The 20056-nt window shown below is 71.4% G+C and carries 23 protein-coding genes; 14 read left to right on the top strand and 9 right to left on the bottom strand.

All coding sequences use genetic code 11. The features are described from left to right. Window positions 1-18 precede the first annotated feature (18 nt). From ygfZ to O7608_RS00425, 3 genes are all read left to right on the top strand, one after another. Entirely contained in the window at window positions 19-1113 is a 1095-nt protein-coding gene (ygfZ, locus tag O7608_RS00435; protein ID WP_289208105.1) for a CAF17-like 4Fe-4S cluster assembly/insertion protein YgfZ, read from the top strand. 61 nt (window positions 1114-1174) lie between these two features. Then, a complete protein-coding gene (locus tag O7608_RS00430; protein WP_289208104.1) occupies window positions 1175-2011 on the top strand; it encodes a beta-keto acid cleavage family enzyme in 837 nt (278 codons plus the stop codon). Next, window positions 2008-3006 (top strand): asparaginase, encoded by a 999-nt coding sequence (locus O7608_RS00425; protein WP_289208103.1) that lies wholly within the window; start codon window positions 2008-2010, stop codon window positions 3004-3006. Before O7608_RS00430 ends, O7608_RS00425 begins: the two co-directional genes overlap by 4 nt. 70 nt (window positions 3007-3076) lie before the next feature. Here O7608_RS00425 and O7608_RS00420 read toward each other — a convergent pair whose 3' ends face one another. Next, window positions 3077-3886 carry an alpha/beta fold hydrolase gene (locus tag O7608_RS00420; RefSeq protein WP_289208102.1) on the bottom strand — a complete coding sequence of 270 codons (810 nt, stop codon included), beginning with the start codon at window positions 3884-3886 and terminating at the stop codon, window positions 3077-3079. A gap of 161 nt (window positions 3887-4047) precedes the next feature. Between O7608_RS00420 and O7608_RS00415 the strand changes: the two genes are divergently transcribed. The 4 genes from O7608_RS00415 (at window position 4048) to O7608_RS00400 (ending at window position 6499) form a co-directional block, all read left to right on the top strand. Next, window positions 4048-4617, top strand: coding sequence for a helix-turn-helix domain-containing protein (locus tag O7608_RS00415; protein ID WP_289208101.1), 570 nt, complete (start codon window positions 4048-4050; stop codon window positions 4615-4617). Further along, window positions 4614-5237, top strand: a complete 624-nt coding sequence (locus O7608_RS00410; RefSeq protein WP_289208100.1) for a hypothetical protein — start codon at window positions 4614-4616, stop codon at window positions 5235-5237. Before O7608_RS00415 ends, O7608_RS00410 begins: the two co-directional genes overlap by 4 nt. A gap of 66 nt (window positions 5238-5303) precedes the next feature. Continuing rightward, complete coding sequence (locus O7608_RS00405) at window positions 5304-5612, top strand: DUF2516 family protein (RefSeq protein WP_289208099.1); 309 nt, start codon at window positions 5304-5306, stop codon at window positions 5610-5612. Then, window positions 5609-6499, top strand: a complete 891-nt coding sequence (locus O7608_RS00400; RefSeq protein WP_289208098.1) for an alpha/beta fold hydrolase — start codon at window positions 5609-5611, stop codon at window positions 6497-6499. Before O7608_RS00405 ends, O7608_RS00400 begins: the two co-directional genes overlap by 4 nt. On the opposite strand, the gene O7608_RS00395 is transcribed toward O7608_RS00400, so the two are convergent. Together O7608_RS00395 and O7608_RS00390 are read right to left on the bottom strand one after the other, a co-directional pair. Continuing rightward, a complete protein-coding gene (locus O7608_RS00395; RefSeq protein ID WP_289208097.1) occupies window positions 6474-7739 on the bottom strand; it encodes an MFS transporter in 1266 nt (421 codons plus the stop codon). The two genes, O7608_RS00400 and O7608_RS00395, sit on opposite strands and share 26 nt — an antisense overlap. Next, window positions 7723-9039 carry an NAD(P)-binding domain-containing protein gene (locus O7608_RS00390; RefSeq protein WP_289208096.1) on the bottom strand — a complete coding sequence of 439 codons (1317 nt, stop codon included), beginning with the start codon at window positions 9037-9039 and terminating at the stop codon, window positions 7723-7725. Before O7608_RS00390 ends, O7608_RS00395 begins: the two co-directional genes overlap by 17 nt. A 157-nt stretch (window positions 9040-9196) precedes the next feature. Between O7608_RS00390 and O7608_RS00385 the strand changes: the two genes are divergently transcribed. After that, entirely contained in the window at window positions 9197-9985 is a 789-nt protein-coding gene (locus O7608_RS00385; protein WP_289211141.1) for an EI24 domain-containing protein, read from the top strand. A 116-nt stretch (window positions 9986-10101) separates the two neighbouring features. On the opposite strand, the gene O7608_RS00380 is transcribed toward O7608_RS00385, so the two are convergent. Both O7608_RS00380 and O7608_RS00375 read right to left on the bottom strand, forming a co-directional pair. Then, a complete protein-coding gene (locus O7608_RS00380; protein WP_289208095.1) occupies window positions 10102-11148 on the bottom strand; it encodes a hemolysin family protein in 1047 nt (348 codons plus the stop codon). Further along, window positions 11145-12524 carry a hemolysin family protein gene (locus O7608_RS00375; protein WP_289208094.1) on the bottom strand — a complete coding sequence of 460 codons (1380 nt, stop codon included), beginning with the start codon at window positions 12522-12524 and terminating at the stop codon, window positions 11145-11147. Before O7608_RS00375 ends, O7608_RS00380 begins: the two co-directional genes overlap by 4 nt. Window positions 12525-12832: 308 nt before the next feature. Between O7608_RS00375 and O7608_RS00370 the strand changes: the two genes are divergently transcribed. The 4 genes from O7608_RS00370 (at window position 12833) to O7608_RS00355 (ending at window position 16594) form a co-directional block, all read left to right on the top strand. Next, window positions 12833-13846 (top strand): sporulation protein, encoded by a 1014-nt coding sequence (locus O7608_RS00370; protein WP_289208093.1) that lies wholly within the window; start codon window positions 12833-12835, stop codon window positions 13844-13846. 97 nt (window positions 13847-13943) lie between these two features. Next, the gene (locus O7608_RS00365) at window positions 13944-14168 is read left to right on the top strand and encodes a hypothetical protein (protein WP_289208092.1); all 225 of its coding nucleotides are present in this window, start codon (window positions 13944-13946) and stop codon (window positions 14166-14168) included. A gap of 206 nt (window positions 14169-14374) precedes the next feature. After that, complete coding sequence (locus tag O7608_RS00360) at window positions 14375-15889, top strand: family 43 glycosylhydrolase (RefSeq protein WP_289208091.1); 1515 nt, start codon at window positions 14375-14377, stop codon at window positions 15887-15889. A 141-nt stretch (window positions 15890-16030) separates the two neighbouring features. Next, window positions 16031-16594, top strand: a complete 564-nt coding sequence (locus tag O7608_RS00355) for a 3'-5' exonuclease family protein (protein ID WP_289208090.1) — start codon at window positions 16031-16033, stop codon at window positions 16592-16594. Between the two features lie 20 nt (window positions 16595-16614). On the opposite strand, the gene O7608_RS00350 is transcribed toward O7608_RS00355, so the two are convergent. The 4 genes from O7608_RS00350 to O7608_RS00335 form a co-directional block, all read right to left on the bottom strand. Next, window positions 16615-17043: a PIN domain-containing protein gene (locus tag O7608_RS00350; RefSeq protein WP_199757978.1), complete on the bottom strand. Its 429-nt coding sequence runs from the start codon at window positions 17041-17043 to the stop codon at window positions 16615-16617. Then, the gene (locus O7608_RS00345; protein ID WP_289211140.1) at window positions 17040-17249 is read right to left on the bottom strand and encodes a type II toxin-antitoxin system VapB family antitoxin; all 210 of its coding nucleotides are present in this window, start codon (window positions 17247-17249) and stop codon (window positions 17040-17042) included. The genes O7608_RS00350 and O7608_RS00345 overlap by 4 nt, the downstream gene beginning before the upstream one ends. 311 nt (window positions 17250-17560) lie before the next feature. Next, entirely contained in the window at window positions 17561-17896 is a 336-nt protein-coding gene (locus tag O7608_RS00340; protein ID WP_289208089.1) for an HIT family protein, read from the bottom strand. Between the two features lie 64 nt (window positions 17897-17960). Next, window positions 17961-18338, bottom strand: a complete 378-nt coding sequence (locus O7608_RS00335) for a DivIVA domain-containing protein (RefSeq protein ID WP_289208088.1) — start codon at window positions 18336-18338, stop codon at window positions 17961-17963. A 453-nt stretch (window positions 18339-18791) separates the two neighbouring features. Between O7608_RS00335 and O7608_RS00330 the strand changes: the two genes are divergently transcribed. After that, complete coding sequence (locus O7608_RS00330) at window positions 18792-19568, top strand: helix-turn-helix domain-containing protein (protein WP_289208087.1); 777 nt, start codon at window positions 18792-18794, stop codon at window positions 19566-19568. Then, entirely contained in the window at window positions 19559-19753 is a 195-nt protein-coding gene (locus O7608_RS00325) for a DUF397 domain-containing protein (RefSeq protein ID WP_289208086.1), read from the top strand. The genes O7608_RS00330 and O7608_RS00325 overlap by 10 nt, the downstream gene beginning before the upstream one ends. Window positions 19754-20056: the final 303 nt, after the last annotated feature.

Raw genomic sequence — 20056 nt, 5'->3', positions numbered from 1 at the left:
TCAGTGCGGAGGCAAACGATGATCGATCTGCCGGGCGCGGTGGACGTCGCCGCGATCACCCCCGGAGCCCGTGACGGCGGGGTCGCCGCCCACTACGGCGACCCGATGCGCGAGCAGCGCCGGCTGGACACCGAGGTCGGGCTGGTCGACCGGAGCAACCGGGGCGTGCTGGCGGTGCCGGGCGCGGAACGGATCGGCTGGCTGCACACCCTCACCACCCAGCACCTGGCGACGCTGCGGGCCGGGCAGGGCACCGAACTGCTGGTGCTCTCCCCGCACGGCCACGTCGAGCAGCACGCCATGGTCGCCGAGGACGGCACCACCACCTGGCTGGACACCGAGCCGGCGATGGCCGACGACCTGTTGGCGTACCTGCTGAAGATGCGGTTCTTCACCCAGGTCGACCCGGCCGTGGTGACCGCCGACTGGGCGCTGCTGTCGCTGGTCGGGCCGGCGGCGGCCGACGCTGCCGCCGCGCTGGGCGTGACCGGGCTGGCCGCGCCGGACCTGCTGGCGGTGCCGGGGCCGAAGTTCGCCGCCGGGTCGCTGCCCGGCCGGCCCACCGCGCTGTACGCGGTGACCGAGCTGCCGGGCGACGGCCCGTACGCCGGCGGGTGGGCGCGTCGGGTGCCGCTCGGTGTCGACCTGCTGGTGCCCCGGGCCGCGATGGCGCAGCTGGTGGCCGCAGCGACCGAGGCCGGGATCGCCCCGGCCGGGTTGTGGGCGTACGAGGCGGTCCGGGTCGCCGCGCGTACCCCTCGGGTGGGCCTGGAGACCGACCACCGCACGATCCCGGCGGAGGTCGGGCTGCTCGGGCCGGCGGTCCACCTGGACAAAGGCTGCTACCGGGGGCAGGAGACGGTGGCCCGGGTGCACAACCTGGGCCGGCCGCCGCGCCGGCTGGCGCTGCTGCACCTGGACGGGGTGGCCAGTGACATCCCGCCGGACGCCGGCACCCCGCTGACCGTGGACGGCCGTACGGTCGGGTTCGTCGGCACCGCCGTGCGCCACCACGAGCTCGGGATGATCGCGCTGGCGGTACTCAAACGCAACGTGCCCGCCGACGCCCCGCTGCGCGTCGGCGAGTTCGCGGCGGCCGTCGAGGAAGACTGACGGGAAAGCCCCGACAGTCGAGCCCTGACCGGCCACGCAGCCGGCATGCGAAGATCGCGCCATGACGACAACGACGTTGATCACGGTCGCGCCGACCGGTGCCGAAACGGCCCGGCACGAGGCGCCCGCGCTGCCGGTCACCCTCGACGAACTGCTGCGTACGGCGGTCGAATGCGCCGCGATCGGCGCGTCGGTGATCCACGTCCACGTCCGTGACGACGACGCCGCCCCGACATTGGACCCGGGCCGGTTGCGAGCCACGGTAGAGGCGCTGCGGGAGCGGACCGACCTGATCGTCCAGCTCTCCACCGGCGGGGCCGTCACCGACCCGGAAGCCGACCGGCTGGCCGTGCTCGACGCCGGCCCCGAGATGGCGTCCTGCACGATGGGCACGGTCAACTTCGGCGACGACGTGTTCAGCAACCGGTGGGAGTTCATCGTCGAGCTGCACACCCGGATGCAGGACCGGGGCATCGTGCCGGAGTACGAGATCTTCGACCTGGGGCAGCTGGCCGCGCTGCAGCGACTACTCGACCGGTACGGGCTGCCGGCCGGCGGTCACGTCCACGTCGACCTGGTGATGGGGGTGCCCGGCGGCATGCCCGGCACGACGGCCGCGCTCGTCGCCTGCACCCGGGCGATCCGGGACCTGCCGGCGGGCACCACCTTCTCGGCCACCGGGATCGGCCGGTCCAGCCTGCCGGTGATGTTCGCCGCGCTGTCCGCCGGCGGGCATCTGCGGGTCGGCATGGAGGACACCCTCAGCTACGCCAAGGGCCGCCCGGTCGAGTCGAACATGCAGCTGGTGGCCCGCGCGGTCAGCCTGGCCCAGGTGGCGCAGCGTCCGCCGGCCACCCCGGCGCAGGCCCGGGAACTGCTCGGCCTGGCCGCCCGGTGAGCGGGCCCGGCGCGGTGGCGGCCCCGGCCCGGTACGCCGGTGGGGTCCCACTGGTCGAGGTGGTCCGGTCCGGTTTCGTGGAGAGTACGCACCGGGGGTCGCTGGTCGTCCTCGGAGCCGACGGCGCCTGCCGGGAGCAGTTCGGTGACGTGACGTCGCCGGTCTTTCCCCGGTCGGCGAACAAGCCGCTGCAGGCGGTCGGCATGTTGCGGGCCGGGCTGCGCCTGACCGATCCGGCCGATCTGGCCCTGGTCTGCGCCAGCCACAGCGGCGAGGACTTCCACCTGGCCCGGGTGGCGGCGCTGCTGCGCTGCGTCGGGTTGACCGAGGCGGCGTTGCGGTGCCCGCCGGACCTGCCGATGGGCGAGGCGGCGGCGGCCGCCGTACTGCGGGCCGGCGGCGGGCCGAGCCGGCTGCAGATGAACTGTTCCGGCAAGCACGCCGGGATGCTGTTGACCTGCCGGGCGGCCGGCTGGCCGGTGGACGAGTACTGGCATCCGGAGCATCCGCTGCAGGAGCGGATCCGGGACGCGGTGCAGGAGCTGGCCGGTGAGCCGGCGGCCGCCGTCGGCGTGGACGGCTGCGGCGCGCCGGTGCTCGCGGTGTCGTTGACGGCGGTGGCGCGGGCGTTCCTGCGGTTGGTGTCCGGCCAGCCCGGCTCGGTGGAGCGGACCGTGGCCGATGCGATGCGCGCGTACCCGGAACTGGTCGGCGGCACCGGCCGGGCGGACACCCGGTTGATGCGGGCGGTGCCCGGTCTGCTGGCCAAGGTCGGCGCGGAGGGTGTGCTGGCGGTCGCCGTACCGGACGTGGGCGCGGTCGCGGTGAAGGTCGACGACGGGGCGATGCGGGCGGCGGTACCGCCGGTGGTGGCGGCGCTGCGTCGGCTCGGGGTCAGCGACGACGACGCGGCCGAGCCGGCGTTGGTGCAGCTCGCCGGGGCGGTGGTGGTCGGCGGCGGCCAGCCGGTCGGCACCGTACGGGCACTGCCCTGACCGCCCAGGGGGGGTCAGCGCGGTCTGACCGCCCTGGGCGGTTCAGCGCGGTCTGACCGCCCAGGGCGGTTCAGTGCGGTAGGGCGGCGAGGAAGTCGTGCAGCGCGGCGTTGACCTCGGCCGGGCGTTCCAGCGGCAGCAGGTGCGCCGCGCCGGGCACGTCGGGCAGCCGCCGGGCCTGCGGGATGCCGGCGGCGAGCAGGTCGGCCAGGGTGCGGATGTCCGGCACGTCGAGGGCGCCGGCGGCGACGAGCACCGGTACGCCGATCTCGCCGAGCCGCCGGGCCGCCGGTGGGTCGAGTTCGTGCTGGGTGACGTCGCCGAGTGCGGCTTCGGCGGCGAGGGCACGTCGGTCCATTTCGCGGGCGAGGCTGAGCAGCGTCGGGTCGACGTCGGCCGGTTGGCGGTGCGGGCCGACGACCCAGAACCGCACCTCGGCGTCGGCCATCGCGTCCAGGTCCTCGGGGTCGACCTGCCCGACGAGGTCGTCCCAGAGCGTCTCGGTGGCGTCGGACCAGTCGTGGCCGCCCAGCGCGGAGCCGAACAGGGCGAGCCCGGTCACCCGGTCCGGGTGGGCGAGCGTGGCGTCGAGGGCCACCGCGCCGCCGAACGAGCAACCGACCAGGGTGGCGCGGGCGACGCCGAGCGCGTCGAGCAGCCCGATCACGTCGTCGTGGTGGGCGAACACCGCCGACGGCAGGTCGGATTCGCCGTACCCGCGCAGGTCCATGGCGATCAGCCGGGCCTGGCCGGACAGCGCGGCGAGCTGCGCCTGCCACATGCGGCGGTCGGCGATGCCAGCATGGATCAGCAGTACGGGTGGCCCGTCGCCGATCTCGTCGTAGTGGATCGTCGCGTCGCCTACTCGGGTCGATGCCATCGTCCGGGGAGCCTAGCGCCGGCGGTCGGGGGCGGGCGACCGGGTTTCGGGTGACCGCGTTGCGGGTGCTCAGCCGGGTCGCGGGTGCTCTGCCGGGTGACTCCGCTAACTTTCGCAAGCATTCGCTAGCAGAAGCAAGCACCTCGGGCTACCGTCGAGTCATGGCCACACCCAAGGACCTGCCTCGCGACATCGGGGGCTTCATCCGCGACCTGCGGCACAACGCCCGCATCTCGCTGCGCCAACTCGCCGAGCAGGCCGGCGTGAGCAACCCGTACCTCAGCCAGGTCGAGCGTGGCCTGCGTAAACCCAGCGCCGAGGTGCTGCAGCAGCTCGCCAGCGCGCTGCGGGTCTCCACCCCGGTGATGTACCTGCGGGCCGGGCTGCTCGACGACAACCACGGCCAGGGAGTGCTCGCCGCGATCGCGGCCGACCCGGACCTGTCGATGGCGCAGAAGCAGTCGCTGAGCCAGATCTACGAGACCTTCCGCCGGGAGAACGCCCGGCACGCCGAGACGCACACCGACACCACGGCGCCGAGCGCCGCCGCCGACGAGGCCGAGGACCAGGCGCTGCGGTCCGTGGCCGTCACCGAAGCCGGTGCCGCGCCCGCCCCGCCCACCGCGGCCCCGCCAGCGGATCCGCCGAAGAAGACCACCGCCCGGCGCCGTACGCCCCGCGCCGGGACCACCGACCAGGCCGCCGCCGCAGCCAAGGAGGAGCAGTCATGAGCCAGCCGAAGACCAAACGGATCCCCGCCCCGCTGTACGCCGTCGCCGGCGCCGGTGACCTGGCGTACCAGCAGCTGCGTAAGTTGCCGACGGCCGTCACCGAGCTGACCGGCAAGGCCACCGTCACCACCGCCGACCTGCGGACCAAGGCCGCGCAGAGCACCGCCGACCTGCGGACCAAGGCTGTGCAGAGCACCGCCGAGCTGCGTGAGCGGGCCAACAACGGCGCCGACCTGGACCGGCTGCGGGCGCTGGCGCTGCGCAACCGGGACGCCGTTCTCGCCGGTGCGCAGGCCGCGAGCCAGCGGGCGATGGCGATCTACGGCACCCTGGTCGCCCACGGCGAGCGGGTCGTCGGCACCGGTGTCGTGCGGGCCGCCGACACCGTCACCGCCGACATGGAAGCCACCGAGGCCCCGGCCCAGGTGACCGCGACCACGCAGACCCAACCGGAGCCGACCCCGGCGACGGTCGCGACAGCCACCGAGGCTCCAGCGGCCACCGAGGCCCCGCAGGCCACCGCGCCGACCGCCACCGAGACCACGCCGGCGGCGGCCGAGGCCCCGGCGAAGATCAACGGGTCGAAGCCGACCAAGCGGACCCGGCCCTCGACCAAGTAGTTCGAGTTCGTCCGCGCCCCGGACGCAGGTGGCACGCGTCCGGGGCGCGCGGCATAAGCTTTGCTCATGAACTCTGCCGCGCCGCTGTTCTATGCCGACGTTCGGTACATCCTCGACCTGGCGCTGTTCGTGTTCGCACTGGTGGTCCAGGGTGTCGCCCTGGTGCACTGCGTCACGCAGAAGGGCGAGGCGTTCCCGGCGATCGGCACCCTGCCCAAGGGTGCGTGGCTGGCCATTCTCGGCATCTGCCTGCTGCTCACCCTGCTGTTCCAGGTCAGCCTCTTCGGGCTGATCGGGATCGCCGCCGGACTGGTCTACCTGCTCGACGTACGGGTCGGGCTGCGGGACATCTCCGACGGCAGAGGGTCCTGGTGAGAGATTTCCGTTGGCCGCCGCCACCTGACGGCGGCCCGCGCACGTACGGACCTGGACCGTCCGGCCCCCGCACCGGCCGACCGGCGCTGCCGGAGCCGGAGACCGACATCGTCGCCACCGCGCACGGCGTGGCGCTGGAACAGCTGATCACCGGGGCCGGCGAGCCGACGACCGTGTTCGCGCACGGCCTCGCGCACGGCATCGCCACCACCCGACCGCTGGGCAGCGGGGTGGCCGGCCGCAAGGTCTTCTTCCAGTTCCGGGGGCACGGCCGGTCGGCCGCGCCGACCGGCCCGTGGGACTACCCGGACCTGGCCCGCGACCTGCGGGCGGTGGCGGACCTGTCTGGCGCCAGCCGGGCCGTCGGGATGAGCCTCGGCGCAGGTGCGCTGGCCCGGCTGCTCGTCGACAGCCCGCAACGGTTCGACCGGGTCGTGCTGTTCCTGCCGGCCGTGCTGGACACCGCCCGGCCGGTCGCGGCCCGGCACCGGTTCGCCGAACTGGTCACCGCCGTCAACGACGGTGACGTGTCCGGAGTCGCCGAGGTGATCGCCGCCGAGACGCCGGTGCAGGTGCGTAACACCCCGGGCGCCTGGGCGTACCTGCGTACCCGGATCGACCAGTTGCTGCGCGACGGCCTCGCCACCGAGCTGGTGGATCTGGCCACGGCGGTGCCGGTGCCCGACCCGGCCGCGCTGGCAGCGGTCACCGCCCGGGTCCTGGTGATCGGCTGCGTCGGCGACGACCTGCACCCGGTCGAGATCGCCGAGCGGTACGTCGCTGCGCTGCCGGAGGCGACCCTGCACGTCTACGACCGCCCCGGTGTGCTCTGGAACCACCGGACCGACCTGAGGCAGCGGGTCAGCGACTTCCTGAACGCCCCGTAGCCGGGTCCGGTGACTTCCGGCCGACGGCGGCCACCGCCGTCGCGGCGACCACGCAGCACCCCGCGACGGCGGCCCACACCACCGTCCAACTGCCGGTGACCTGCTGCAGTACCGCCGCGCCGAGCGGGGCGAGCGCGGTCACCAGTGTCACCGGCACGACCAGCACCGCCGAGATGGTCGCGAAACCGGAGGCGCCGAAGAGTTGGCTGAGCAGCGTCGGTCGGGCGAGCGTGGCCACCCCGAATCCGAGGCCGAAGCAGACGATCCCGGCGACCGCACCGACGGTCCCGCCGGCCACCGCCGGCAGCGCCCCGGCGGCCACCGCCTGCACCCCGAACACTCCGGCGATGACCAGCGTCGGGGTCTGCCACCGCTGCAGCACCGTCATGATGATCCGCCCGGCGACCGACAGCACGCCGAGCCCGCCGACGACCGTCGCCGCGAACGTGGCGTCGTGTCCGGCGTACTGCAGGAAGCTCACCAGGTGGATGGTGACGGTGACCAGCCCGGCGGCGTGCGCCACGAAGGCGGTGGCCAGCAGCCAGAACCGGTGGTCACGCACAGCGCGCCCGAGCGCGGCCCGGCCGGGATCCGACCGGCGGTCGGCGCGCGGGCCACGCCGGCCACGTCCGGACCCGCGAGGTGCGACCGCCCGTCCCGGTGGTCGGCGGATCACCACCGCATGCAGCGGTACGGTGAGACAGCCGTGTACGGCGGCCAGGACCAGAGCGGTGACCCGCCAGCCGTACCGGTCGACGAGCAGCCCGGTCAGCGGCAGGAAGATCGTGCTGGCGAAACCGGCGACCAGGGTCACCGCCAGGAGCGCGGTGGGTCGGCGGGCGGCGTCGAACCAGCTGACCACCACGGCGAACGCCGACTCGTAGAGCACCAGCGCGCCGACCGCCCCGATCGCCGTCCACATCAGATAGAGTTCGGCCAGCGTGTCGATCCGGGAGAAGCCGACCAGTGCCAGGGTGCCGGCGATCGAGCCGACGGTCATCGAGGCGCGGCCACCGTACCGGTCGAGCCAGCGCCCGACCGGCACCGCGAGCGCCGCGCCGGCCAGCACCGACGCGGTGAAGGCGCCGGTCGCCTGGGTCGGGCTCACCGCCAGGTCGGCGGCGACCGCCGGCAGGAAGACCGGGAACGAGTAGTACAGCGCGCCGTAGCCGACGGTCTGGGTGACCGCCAGCGCCGCCACGATCCACCAGGCCCGACGGTGGTCAACCGCAGCAACCACCGGAACCGGCCGCGCCCTGCCCAGCGTCGGCTTCGGCGTCAGCCGGCGACACCGGGTAGGCCTGCGTCACCGAGCAGACCCCGGTCTCCGGCAGGTCGAGCTGGACGTCGCGGGCGGCGGTCCAGTCGCCGGCCAGCGCCGCCGCGATCGACCGGACCTGTTCGTAGCCGGTGGCCAGCAGGAACGTCGGCGCGCGCCCGTAGCTCTTCATCCCGACCAGGTAGTAGCCCGGCTCCGGCTGGCTGAGCTCGTCCACCCCGTGCGGGCGGACGGTGCCGCAGGAGTGCTCGTTCGGGTCGATCAGCGGGGCCAGCATCCGGGTGCAGCCGAGTGCCGGGTCCAGGTCGAGGCGCAGCTCGTCGGCGATCCGGTGATCGGGGCGGAAGCCGGTGGCGCTGACGACCCGGTCGGCGGTCGACGTCCGTCCGTCGGTGGCGACCAGCTCGACGCCGCCGTCGTCCGGCAAGGTCCGGACACTGTGTACGGCGAAGCCGGTGACCAGCTCGACCCGACCGGAGTCGACCAGCAGTCGCAGCCCGGTGCCGAGCTCACCACGGCCGGGCAGCGCGTCGGCGTCCCCGCCGCCGAGGGCCCGGTCGATGCTGGCACCCCGGGTGGCCCAGGTGATCCGGGTGCCGGGCTCCTGGTCGGCGAGTTCGGCGAGGGCCAGCAGGGTGTTGGCGGCGGAGTGGCCGGATCCGACGACGACGGTGCGGCGGCCGGCGTACGTGGCCCGGTCGGCACCGAGCACGTCCGGCAGTGCGCCGCTGATCAGGTGGGCGGCCTGCTGCTCGCCGTGGGCGGGCAGCCCGTTGGCGCCGAGCACGTTGGGCGTACCCCAGGTGCCGCTGGCGTCGATGACGGCGCTGGCGCGGATCTCCGTACCGTCGGCGAGCCGGACCACGAACGGTGCCTGCTGCCGGCCGGCGGTGCGGACCCGGTCGACGCCGGCGCGGCCCAGCGCGACCACCCGCGCGTCGTACCGGATGCGCTCGGCCAGTGCGGGCAGCTTGGCCAGCGGTTCGAGGTAGTCGCCGACGAGTTCGGTGCCGGTCGGCAGGTGGTCGGGGTCCGGGGCGGCCCAGCCGGCGGCGTCGAGCAGCCGGCGGGCGGCGGCGTCGATGTCGTAGCGCCACGGGGAGAAGAGTCGGACGTGGCCCCACTGGTCGACCGCCGCGCCGGCCCGGCTGCCGGCTTCGAGCACCAGCAACGGCAGTTGGCGTTCGTGCAGGTGGGCGGCGGCGGCCAGGCCGACCGGCCCGGCGCCGATGACGACGACCGGCAACTCCTCGTTGTTCATGGACCCCTCCGTGGCGGGCTGACGTGTTGTCTTGATGGTTGTCGAACCAGTCCTACGATGCCGGCTGATTCGACGACAGTCAAGTTCGACACTTATCGAATCACGCCGGACTGGTCCTCAGGTACTAGGCTCTCGCCTCGTGGCAGGACAAGGCGGCATGGTCCGCTCGTTCATCGACGGCGTGCGGCTGTTCCTGCGCGGATTCGGCACCTACGCCCGCAACCCGAAGATGGTGCTGCTCGGGCTGATCCCGGCGGTCATCTCCGGGGTGCTCTTCGTGGCCGCCTTCATCGGCTGGGTCAGCATCGTCGTCGACCTCGCCGACTGGCTCACCCCGTTCGCCGACAGCTGGTCGACGGGCCTGCAGGACGCCGTACGCGGCACCGTCGCCATCGCCCTGCTGGCCCTCGGTGGCCTGGTCGGGGTGCTCACCTTCACCGCCGTCACCCTGCTGATCGGGGATCCGTTCTACGAGAAGATCTCCGAGTGGGTGGAGGAGCACCACGGCGGCGTGCCGAACGCGGTCGACGTGCCGTGGTGGCGGTCGCTGTGGCACAGCCTGCTCGACTCGTCCCGGCTGATCGCGTTCGGCATCATCATCGGTGTCCCACTGTTCGTCCTCGGGTTCATCCCGATCGTCGGGCAGACCGTGGTGCCGGTGTTGGCTGCCCTCTTCGGCGGCTGGCGGCTCGCCCTGGAGCTGGTCGGCTCCGCCTTCTACCGCCGTGGCCTGCGGCTGCCGGACCGGCGGGCCGCGCTGCGGGGCAACCGGCCCAGGGCGATCGGGTTCGGGGCGGCGGTCTTCTGCTGCTGCCTGATCCCGTTCGGCGCGGTGCTGATCATGCCGGCGGCGGTGGCCGGCGCGACCCTGCTCGCCCGCCAGTCGCTCGGCCAGCCGACCAGCGGGCCGTTGCCTGCGGGCGGGCCGACCACCGACCCTGAGTGACGCGCCGCCCGGCCGGCCTGAAAGGTATCCGCGTTCGACGGTATTCCTGTGAGGAATAATTATTCCTCACAGGAATACCGGTGGTTGGCGACAGTGCGTCCAGAGCCAGCCAGCCGTCAGCGGCTGGCGGCCTGCGCGGCGTCGCGGACCTCGCCGACCAGCTCCTCGATGACGTCCTCCAGCGCGGCCAGCCCGGTCAACCGGCCGTCGGTGTCCACCACCCGGGCCAGGTGTGCGCCCTGCTGCTGCATGACGGTGAGGGTGTCCCGCATCGGCTGGGTGCCCCGGACAGTGACCAGCGGCCGGATCAGGTGGGCGTCGACCGGTTGGTCCCGGTCGGCTGCCGGCGCCCCGAGGACGTCCTTGACGTGCAGGTACCCGGTCACCTCCGCGTTGCCGTCCAGGACGGGGAACCGGGAGTAGCCCGTGTCGGCACACCGCTGCTCCAGCTCGACCGGGGTGCTGGCGGCCGCCACCGTGACCAGAGACTCCAGCGGGATCGCCACTCGCGCCGTCGGCTGGTCGCTGAACGCCAGTGCCCCGGTCAGCAGTCGGTGCTCGTGCTCGTCGATCAGGCCCTCACGGCGGGACTGGGCGATGAACCCGGAGACCTCCTCCCGGGTGAACGCGGAGGTCACCTCGTCCTTGGGCTGCACCCGCAGCAGCCGCAGCACGATGTTCGCGACCTGGTTGAGCAGCCAGATCAGCGGCCGCAACACGGTGACGACGCCGTACAGCACCGGGCCCAGGACCAGGGCGGAGCGCTCCGGGCCGGCGAGGGCGATGTTCTTCGGCACCATCTCGCCGATCACCATGTGCAGGAAGACCACGATCGCCAACGCGATGGCGAACGCGATCGGATGCACCAGCGCCTCCGGCACCCCGAGCGCGGCGAACCCCGGCTCCATCAGGTGCGCCACCGCCGGCTCGCCGATGGCACCGAGCCCGAGGGAACAGACGGTGATGCCGAGCTGGGCGCCAGCCATCATCAACGACACGTTCTCCATCGCCCGCAGGGTGACCCGGGCCAGCCGGGAGCCGGCCGCGGCCCGTGGTTCGATCTGCGTCCGGCGGGCGGAGATCAACGCGAACTCGGCGCCGACGAAGAAGGCGTTGCCGGCGAGCAGCAGTACGCCGACGAGGATCGCTACGCCGTCGCTCATGATCCGTTTCCGTTCGAGTGGCCGGCGGAGTGTCCGTTCGCGCGGCGTAGCAGCAGCAGCCGGTCGACCCGGCGGCCGTCGACCCTGGTCACGGTCAGATCCACCGGTACGGCCGTCGGCAGTCCGTCGCTGTCCGGGTGCTCCCGGTCGTCGGCGACCACCATGACGGTGTCACCGACCCGGGGGAGCCGGCCGAGTTCTTCGATGATCACACCACCGAGGGTGTCGGAGATCCGGCCCTCCGGCAGGTCGAGCCCGGTCAGCCGGGCCGCCTCGTCGGGCCGCAGCAGCCCGGAGAGCTGCCACGAGCCGTCGGCGGCCTGCAGATGCCGGCCGGTCGGGCGGTCCTGTTCGTCGGCGATCTCGCCGACGATCTCCTCGACGAGGTCCTCCAGGGTGACGATGCCGGCGGTGCCACCGTACTCGTCGACCACCACCGCCATCTGCAGCCCGCGGCCGCGCAGCGTGGCGAGCAGCGGATCGAGCTCGGCGGTCTCCGGCACCTCGGGCAGCTCGACCATGACCGAGCGGACCGGTCGGCCGTCGCGTTCGCCGGCCGGTACGGCGAGCGCATGTTTGAAGTGCACCGCGCCGAGCACCTCGTCGACCCCGTCCCCGGTGACCGGGAACCGGGCGTGGCCGGTCGCGGCGGCCAGCCGCAGCACCTCGGCGACGGGCGCGTCGGCGGCGACGAACCGTACCCGCGGTCGCGGGGTCATCACGTCGGCGGCGGTCCGCTCGCCGAAATCGATCGACCGGGAGACCAGCTCGGCGGTCTCCGCGTCCAGGGTGCCTTCCGCGCCGGAGCGGCTGACCAGTGACGCCAGCTCCTGAGGGGTACGGGCGGAAGCCAGCTCCTCGGTGGGTTCGATGCCGAACGCGCGCAGGATCCGGTTCGCCGTACCGTTGAGGAAGCGGATCAGCGGGCCGGCGGCGGTGGTGAAGCCGCGCTGGGCTCCGGCGACGACCCGGCCGACCCGCAGCGGTTCGGCGATGGCCCAGTTCTTCGGCACCAGCTCGCCGAAGATCATCTGGAAGCAGGTGGCCAGGATCAGCGCCAGGGTCAGCGAGATCGCGGTGGTGGCGGCGTCGGGCAGGCCGGTCAGCCCGAGCGGGCCGCGCAGCACGGTGGCCAGTGACGGCTCGGCCAGGAAGCCGACGACCAGGCTGGTCACGGTGATGCCGAGCTGCGCCCCGGAGAGCTGGGTCGACAGGGTTCGCAGGCCGCGTAGCAGGCTGGCGGAGCGCCGGTCACCGGCGGCGGCCTGCCGCTCCACGGTTGCCCGGTCGACCGTGACGAACGCGAACTCAGCGGCCACGAAGAGGGCGTTGGCGGCGATCAGCAGCACCGCGACACCCAGCAGTATCCATTCCATCACCGCCTCGCCGAGCCTTCCGGGTCGACGGGGCGGCGGGGACTGTGTGGGTCACTGTCGTCGGACATGTCGCTCAGCCTAGACGGTACGAACGAGGGCCAACCTGGGAGTTGACTGGGAATTACTCCGAAGAGTATTCGCAATATAACTTTTCGTAGTTGATACCTGCCGTTCAGGTTCCTCCCAGCCTGGGTGGTTACGATGTCGGCGTCCCAATTCCTTAATAGACGATCGTGTTCGTCTTGTGGGACAAGGGAATTCTCTACCCTCCGACTTCATCGCAGCTGCGACCTCAGGGAGAACGTCAGGTGGTCTTCAAACGGATGCTCGGAGCCTTCGGAGTCGGCGGGCCGAGCGTCGACGCCGTACTGTCCAACCCGAACACCCGGCCCGGCCTGACGCTGGCCGGCCAGGTCGACCTCGCTGGCGGCAACTTCGACACCGAGATCGAGCAGGTCACGGTCGGCCTGGTCACCCGGGTCGAGATCGAGGGCGGCGAGCAGGAGGAGACCGCCGGCGTCGAGTTCCATCAGGTGTACGTCGCCGGAGCGCTTCGGTTGGCCGCCGACCAGCAGCTGAGCCTGCCGTTCCAGGTCGAACTGCCCTGGGAGACCCCGATCACCCACTTCTACGGCCAGCCGCTGGCCGGGATGACCCTGGGCCTGCGTACCTCGGTCTCCGCACGCGGCGCGGCCGACCCGGGCGACCTCGACCCGGTCGCGGTGCACCCACTGCCGGTGCAGGAGCGGATCCTGGAGGCGTTCGGCACCCTCGGCTTCCAGTTCGTCGGTGCCGACCTGGAGTACGGGCAGCTGGCCGGGCTTGCCCAGACGCTGCCGTTCTACCAGGAGATCGAGTACGTCGCCCCGCCGCAGTACCCCGGCGTGCGGCAGGCCGAGCTGACCTTCCTGGCCGATCCGTACGGCGTCACCGTGGTGCTCGAGTTCGACAAGCAGGCCGGGTTGTTCACCCCCGGCCACGACTCGTACGGCCACTACCGCGTCGCGCACGACGACGCCGACCGACTCGACTGGACCAGCCACGTCGACGGTTGGATCCGCCAGGCACTCGACCAGCGGCAGGCGCTGCTCGGCGGCGGCTACCCCGCGCCGGGCTACGGCGCTCCGGGTCCGTACGGGCACGGCCATCACCAGGAGCACGAGGGTCGCGGCCCGGGGATGGGCGGCGTGATCGCCGGTGCGGTCGGCGGCGCCGCGCTGGGCTTCGGCGCCGGGATGCTCGCCGAGCAGGCGTTCGACGCGTTCGGCGACGACGACAGCGCGGTGGCCGAGGGCGACGAGGAAGAGCTCGACGAGGAGTAGCCGCCGCGCGTGCTGCCGGGCGATCGCCCGACAGCCCACGACCTGGCCGGCCCGACCGGGCCGTGCCACGACCCCGAACAGAAGGAGAAGACACCCGATGCCGGTCACCGCTGACCTCACGACCCTGGTCGACAAGGCCTACCAGGACAAGTCCCTGGCCGAGATCGTCGACGCTCCGGTCGCCGCCCTGAAGGGCGTCAGCGACAGCGATGCCAAGCTGCTCAAGGACGCGTTCGGCGTGGTCACCGTGGGCGACCTCGGCCGTAACCCGTACTTCCGGACCGCGCAGGCGTTGGTGAGCCTGACCGACGGCACGAAGTAGTTCGACGGCGGGCGGCGGGCCGGCCGGGGCGGAGCGCCCCGGCCGGCCCGCCTCGTTTCACGCAGGTGTCGAAAAGATGTCGGACAACCCTTGACCCTGGTCGATGTTAACGCAAACATGCGGTGGAACCCGGTGCGGCGTCGCGTGTGGGCGGCGCGACCCGGCCCGTCCGTCGAAAGGCACCCTCGATGCAGCGAACGAGACCGGTGACGAGGCGGCTGGCGACAGCCGTCATCCTGGCCACCGTGGCGACGACCCTCGCGACGACCCCGGCCGGCGCGGAATCCGCCACACCCGCCACACCAGCGGACACCGTGACGGCGTCGGCGGACACTGTGACGGCGTCGGCGGACGCGGTCACGGCGTCGAACCTCTCCGCCACGGCGCAGTTCACCAACCCGATCGCCGAACAGCGCGCCGACCCGCACGTCCACCGGCACGCCGACGGCTACTACTACTTCATCGCCACCGTCCCCGAGTACGACCGCATCGTCATGCGCCGCGCCACCACCCTGCAGGGCCTGGCCACCGCCACCGAACGGGTCATCTGGCGCAAGCACGCCACCGGCGAGATGGGCGCACACATCTGGGCACCCGAGCTGCACTTCATCGACGGCAAGTGGTACATCCACTTCGCCGCCGGCCGGGCCGAGGACATCTGGGCCATCCGCCCGTACGTGCTGGAATCCTCCGCCGCCAACCCGCTCGACGGGCCGTGGATCGAACGCGGCCAGATCCAGCCGCCACGCAGCAGCTTCTCCCTCGACGCCACCACCTTCGTCCACAACGGAGTGCGTTACCTCGCCTGGGCCGAGTACGCCGGCAGCAACTCCAACATCTACCTGGCCCGCATGGTCAACCCCTGGACGTACACCGGCACCCCGGTCATGATCAGCACCCCGACGTACGCCTGGGAGACCCGCGGCTACCGGGTCAACGAAGGCCCAGCGGTGATCATCCGCAACAGCCGGGTCTTCATGACCTACTCGGCCAGCGCCACCGACGCCAACTACGCCGTCGGGCTGCTCACCGCCCCGGCCGGCAGCAACCTGCTGAACGCGTCATCGTGGACCAAGAGTCCCAACCCGGTGCTGGCCAGCAACAGCCGTACCGGCCAGTGGGGGCCGGGGCACAACTCGTTCACCGTCGCCGAGGACGGCAGTGACGTGATCGTCTACCACTCCCGCAACTACGAGCGCTACCTCGGCAACGGCTACGACCCGCTGAGCGACCCCAACCGGCGTACCCGGGTGCAGAAGATCTACTGGAACGCCGACGGCACACCGAACTTCGGCGTACCGGTGCCGGACGGCCGCACCCCGGTCCGGCTTGCCGCCCACGACCAGCCGGACCGCTACCTGCGGCACTGGGAGTACCGGGTCCGCCTGGAGGCGAATGTCGCCAACCTGGCCGACTCGCAGTTCCGGGTCGTCCCGGGCCTGGCCAACTCGGCCGGCGTCTCGCTGGAATCGACCAACTTCCCCGGCTACTACCTGCGGCACCGCAACCACCAGATCTGGGTGGAGGCCAACGACGGGTCCAACCTGTTCCGGCAGGACGCCACGTTCATGGCCCGCAGCGGGCTGGCCGACGCCGGCAAACTGTCGCTGGAGTCGGTCAACTTCCCCGGCCAGTACGTGCGGCACCGCGACGGCCTGCTCTACCTGGAAGCCGTACCGGACGCCGCCGGCCGAGCCTCGGCCACCTTCACCGTCAGCTGACCCGACCAACCCCACCTCCATGATCGCGACGATCTTGCGCTTATCGCGAGAATTTGTCCGTTTTATTCAGCGATAAGCGCAAGATCGTCGCGATCATGGGCGGAGGGCTTCCCGGCATGGGAGGTGCCGTACGGTGCGGGGGTGGCACAAGCGGAGATCTACGTCAGCACGGACGTCGAGGCGGACGGGCCAATCCCCGGCCCACACTCGATGTTGAGCTTCGCCTCGGCGGCGTACACGGCAGGCAAGGAGCTGGTCGGCACATTCAGCGCCAACCTGGTCACGCTGCCCGGGGCGACCGGCGCCCCGCAGACCATGGCGTGGTGGGAGACGCAGCCGGAAGCGTGGGCGGCGTGCCGGGCCGACCAGGAGGAGCCGGCGGTAGCGATGGCCCGCTACACCGAGTGGCTCGCCCAGCTGCCGGGGCGGCCGGTGTTCATCGGTTTCCCGGCGGCGTACGACTTCATGTTCGTCTACTGGTACCTGATCCGCTTCACCGGATCGAGCCCGTTCTCCCACTCGGCGCTGGACATCAAGACGTACGCCATGGCGCTGATGGGCACCGGCTACCGGACGACGTCGAAGCGGACCATGCCCCGCGAGTGGTTCGGCGAGCACGAGCATGAGCATGTCGCCCTGGACGACGCGATCGAGCAGGGAGCCCTGTTCTGCGCCATGCTCGCCGCCAACCCCGCGACCCGCTGACGCGGCGCGAGCCGGTGTAACTACCGAAGTGTCCCGGCGGGCGCGATCCACTCACTGCGCGGTCCGCCAGCCTCGGTGATCAGGTCGAAGTCACGGTCGTAGTGCAGGACTGTCGCGCCGTGCTCAGCCGCTGCTGCGGCGGCGATCAGATCGACCGGGCTGGCCGCCCGGTGGTACCCGCGTCTGGTCAGCGCTACCTGGATGTCCCGGGCCCGAGTGGCGACTGCCGAGTTGATCGGCAGATCAGTCATGATTTCGGCCCGGCGGGCGCGGATTGCCATCGCGTCCCGGAAGTTGCGAGCGCTGCGACCGTCTTCGAGGTCCAGCGGGAGACAGGTCGCTGCTGCCCCTTCCTGCAGGATCATGACGAGCCGCTTGTTCACTGCCGGTGCGGACATCCGGGCCCAGGCCGAGGTATCGATCAGGTACAGCCCTCGGGGGATGTTCACGCCGCGTCTCGGCCGCTGGCGGGCGTCTTGTCGTCATCGACGATGCCGTCCCAGTCCCGGTCGATGGACATGAGCTCCTGGATCGCAGCCAGTCGGGCCCCGCGTTCGGCGACCAGACGCAGCGCCTCGTGGATCGTCTCCTTCTTGGTGCTGGTCCCGAGTTCACGACGGGCGCGGTCGAGCAACTCCTCGTCCAGGTCGATCACCGTCTTCAACGTCTACCTCCTTGTGAATACTAGATGCTCCCGAGTATATACACCTCTACCGGCCTCGGTGCTGATCCCCACGACCATCCCCCGTTCGTCGTCGGCCGGCGCTTCCAGCATGCAGGTGCGGCGCCGGAAGTCGATGTTGATCGAGCCGGCGAACTCGGTCGAAGGCGGGACCCGGTCGTCTCCGCAGCCGCCAGCGCGGACACCGAGGACGCCGACAGGCTGCGAGTCGCCCCGCCGGCTGCTCGGCGATCAGGCAGGTTTGCAACGCGGGTCAGCAATGATTGCGCTGGCGGTGGTGTTCATCAGTCGTGACGCAACGGCTCGCCGCTGTTGACGTGGAAGTGCAGATGTTTGGAGTCCTGGTACTCACCGAGGTTGGTCAGGACGCGGGCTGCGCCGTGTTCGGCGGTGACCTGTGCCGCGATATCGCGGACGACGGCCAGGACTTGATGAACCTCGGCGACATCGGCGTCGCCCAGGTCCACCAGCGACGGAACATGGCGTTTCGGAACGACGACGATATGGACGGGCCAGAAGGGCCGGGTGTGATGGAAGGCGAGCACGTGGGCGGTCTCGGCCACGACCTGGATCGGGGTCTTGCCGCTGAGTGCCTGTTCGCAGTAGAAGTCGTCGGTCATCGGACCGATGGTAGTGGTGTCCACAGACGAAGATGGTTATTCGCGCCGACGACGTCTTTGTCGGTCAGCGGTAGCCGGACGGGGTGGCGGTCGCGGTGTGGTTGCTCTGCCAGCGGCGCAGGGCGTCCTTGATCCGGTCGTTCTGTTCGTACGTGCGGTCGAGCTCGGCGTAGAGGATGCCGAGGTCGTGGGCGACGCGTTCGAGGAACGCGGCGACTTCGCCCGGGTCGAGGCCGCGCCCGTGGGCGCGCCGGCTGGCGGCGGGGAAGTGCTGGCTGCGGACCTGCCGCGGCCGGATCGGTCGGTACGCGGTCGGTCGCTGGTTGCGCCCGTGTTCGGGTACGCGGTACACGCCGCTGCCGCTCGGCCAGTCGCGCGGTGGCAGGGACACCATCCGACGCCGTTGCCGTCGCATCCGCCACCGTCGCCACAGTTCTCGCATCACGTTTCCTCCCCTTGCATGTCGGGTTTGTGGAAGGGGTGGCCCTGCCGCTTGCCGATCCGGCAGGGCCACCCCGCCCCAATCACCGCAGCCTTCCTCGGCAGTACGGCAACCAGGGCAGTCTTCGATTCACGGAGCACCAATCAGGTGAGTGGGCCCGGGGCGCGTGCGTACTCCATTTCGGTGTTACTTGCGGGAACGCGGTGTCGGCCGCGTCGTGGCCACGGACCAGCATCGGAGCGGCCATGGCACGGGGGTTCCTGGCTGTTCCGGTGTTGACGGACGTGGCCGTGAAATGGTTTCTCGCATGCGCCCCGGGAGCTCGGTCCTCCGTGGATCTTGCTCTCTCAACTTCCTACCCCTCCACCCTGGACTATCCACCCCACGCGATGGAAGATGTGGGAGTCGGAGGGTTCTCGGAGAGTTCCTACGAATCTGATAAGGGGGCCGATAATGATCGACTTGCAGGAAGCCATCCGCAAGGAGCGGACCGCGCGAGGGCTGTCGCAGGAGCAGCTCGGCGCGCTGGTCGGGGTGAGCGGGTCGTCGATCGGCAGCTACGAGGCGGGGCGGCTGATCCCGGTGCCGGCGATCGCCAAGGCACTCGACGGCGTCTTCGAGACCGGCGACCGGATCCAGCGGCTGGCGGCCCAGGCGCGCGGGCAGTCGATCGCCCCGTTCCTGCGCTCGTGGGCCGAGAACGAGGCGCAGGCGAGCATCCTGCGCTACTTCGAACTCTCCGTCGTGCCGGGGCTGTTGCAGACCGAGGCGTACGCCCGACAGTTGCTCACCGACGTCGGCCCGGTCGACGATGTCGAGACGGCGCTGGCCAACCGACTGGCCCGGCAGGAGATCATCATCCGGGCGGAGAGTCCGGCGCACTTCGTCGCGGTGCTCGACCGGTCGGTGCTGCACCGGCAGATCGGCTCGCCGGACGTGATGGTGGAGCAGTTGACCGCGCTCGCCGCCGCCTGCGACCGGCCCAACGTGCGGGTGCACGTCGTGCCGGCGACCGCCGGGGCGTACGCCGGGCTCAACGGTCCGTTCGTGCTGGGCACGGTGCACGACCGGAGAGTGGGCTACCTGGACACCCACTTCGGCGGCGAGCCCATCGACGATCCGCAACGGGTGCGTCGGCTCGAACAGGTGTGGGAAGATGTCCGCAGCCACGCCCTGCCCATCGCGGAGTCCCGCGAGATGATCGAGAAAGCGGCGCTGACATGGAGCTGACCGGCACCCCGCGCTTCCGCAAGTCGACCAGGTCCAACGGTGCCGGCGGCGCGTGTGTCGAGGTCGCCGACAACCTGCCCGGCGCGGTGCTGGTACGCGACAGCAAGGACCAGACCGGCCCGGTGCTCACCTTCGCCCCCGCTGCCTGGTCCACCTTCGTCGCCCACCTCCCCACCCACCCCTGACCGGCTACGTAGCCGGTCAGGGGTGGGTGGGCTTCCTGGCTGGGCTGACCGCGTCTCCTGTCCGCCTTGAAGTAGGTCAAGTAGATAGGGTTACGGTGAGCAAATCTGTCGTAACCCTATCTACTTTGACTATTCTGCAACTACCTCAAGTGCATAGCGGAATGCGGTTGCCGCAATTGCCGCAAAGATCGCCTTCGCTGCCTGTTCTAGTTTTCGGCTCAACCAGCTTGTTGAATCCGCCTCCGACGTTGGGCACGAATTCAACGCTCTCGCTGGGGTGACTGCCTTTTTGGGTGCAGTTAA

The organism is Solwaraspora sp. WMMA2056 (assembly GCF_030345095.1).
GTDB lineage: Bacteria > Actinomycetota > Actinomycetes > Mycobacteriales > Micromonosporaceae > Micromonospora_E.
Note: the sequence above shows the minus strand (reverse complement) of the source record. Positions and strands in the feature narration are given on the sequence as shown.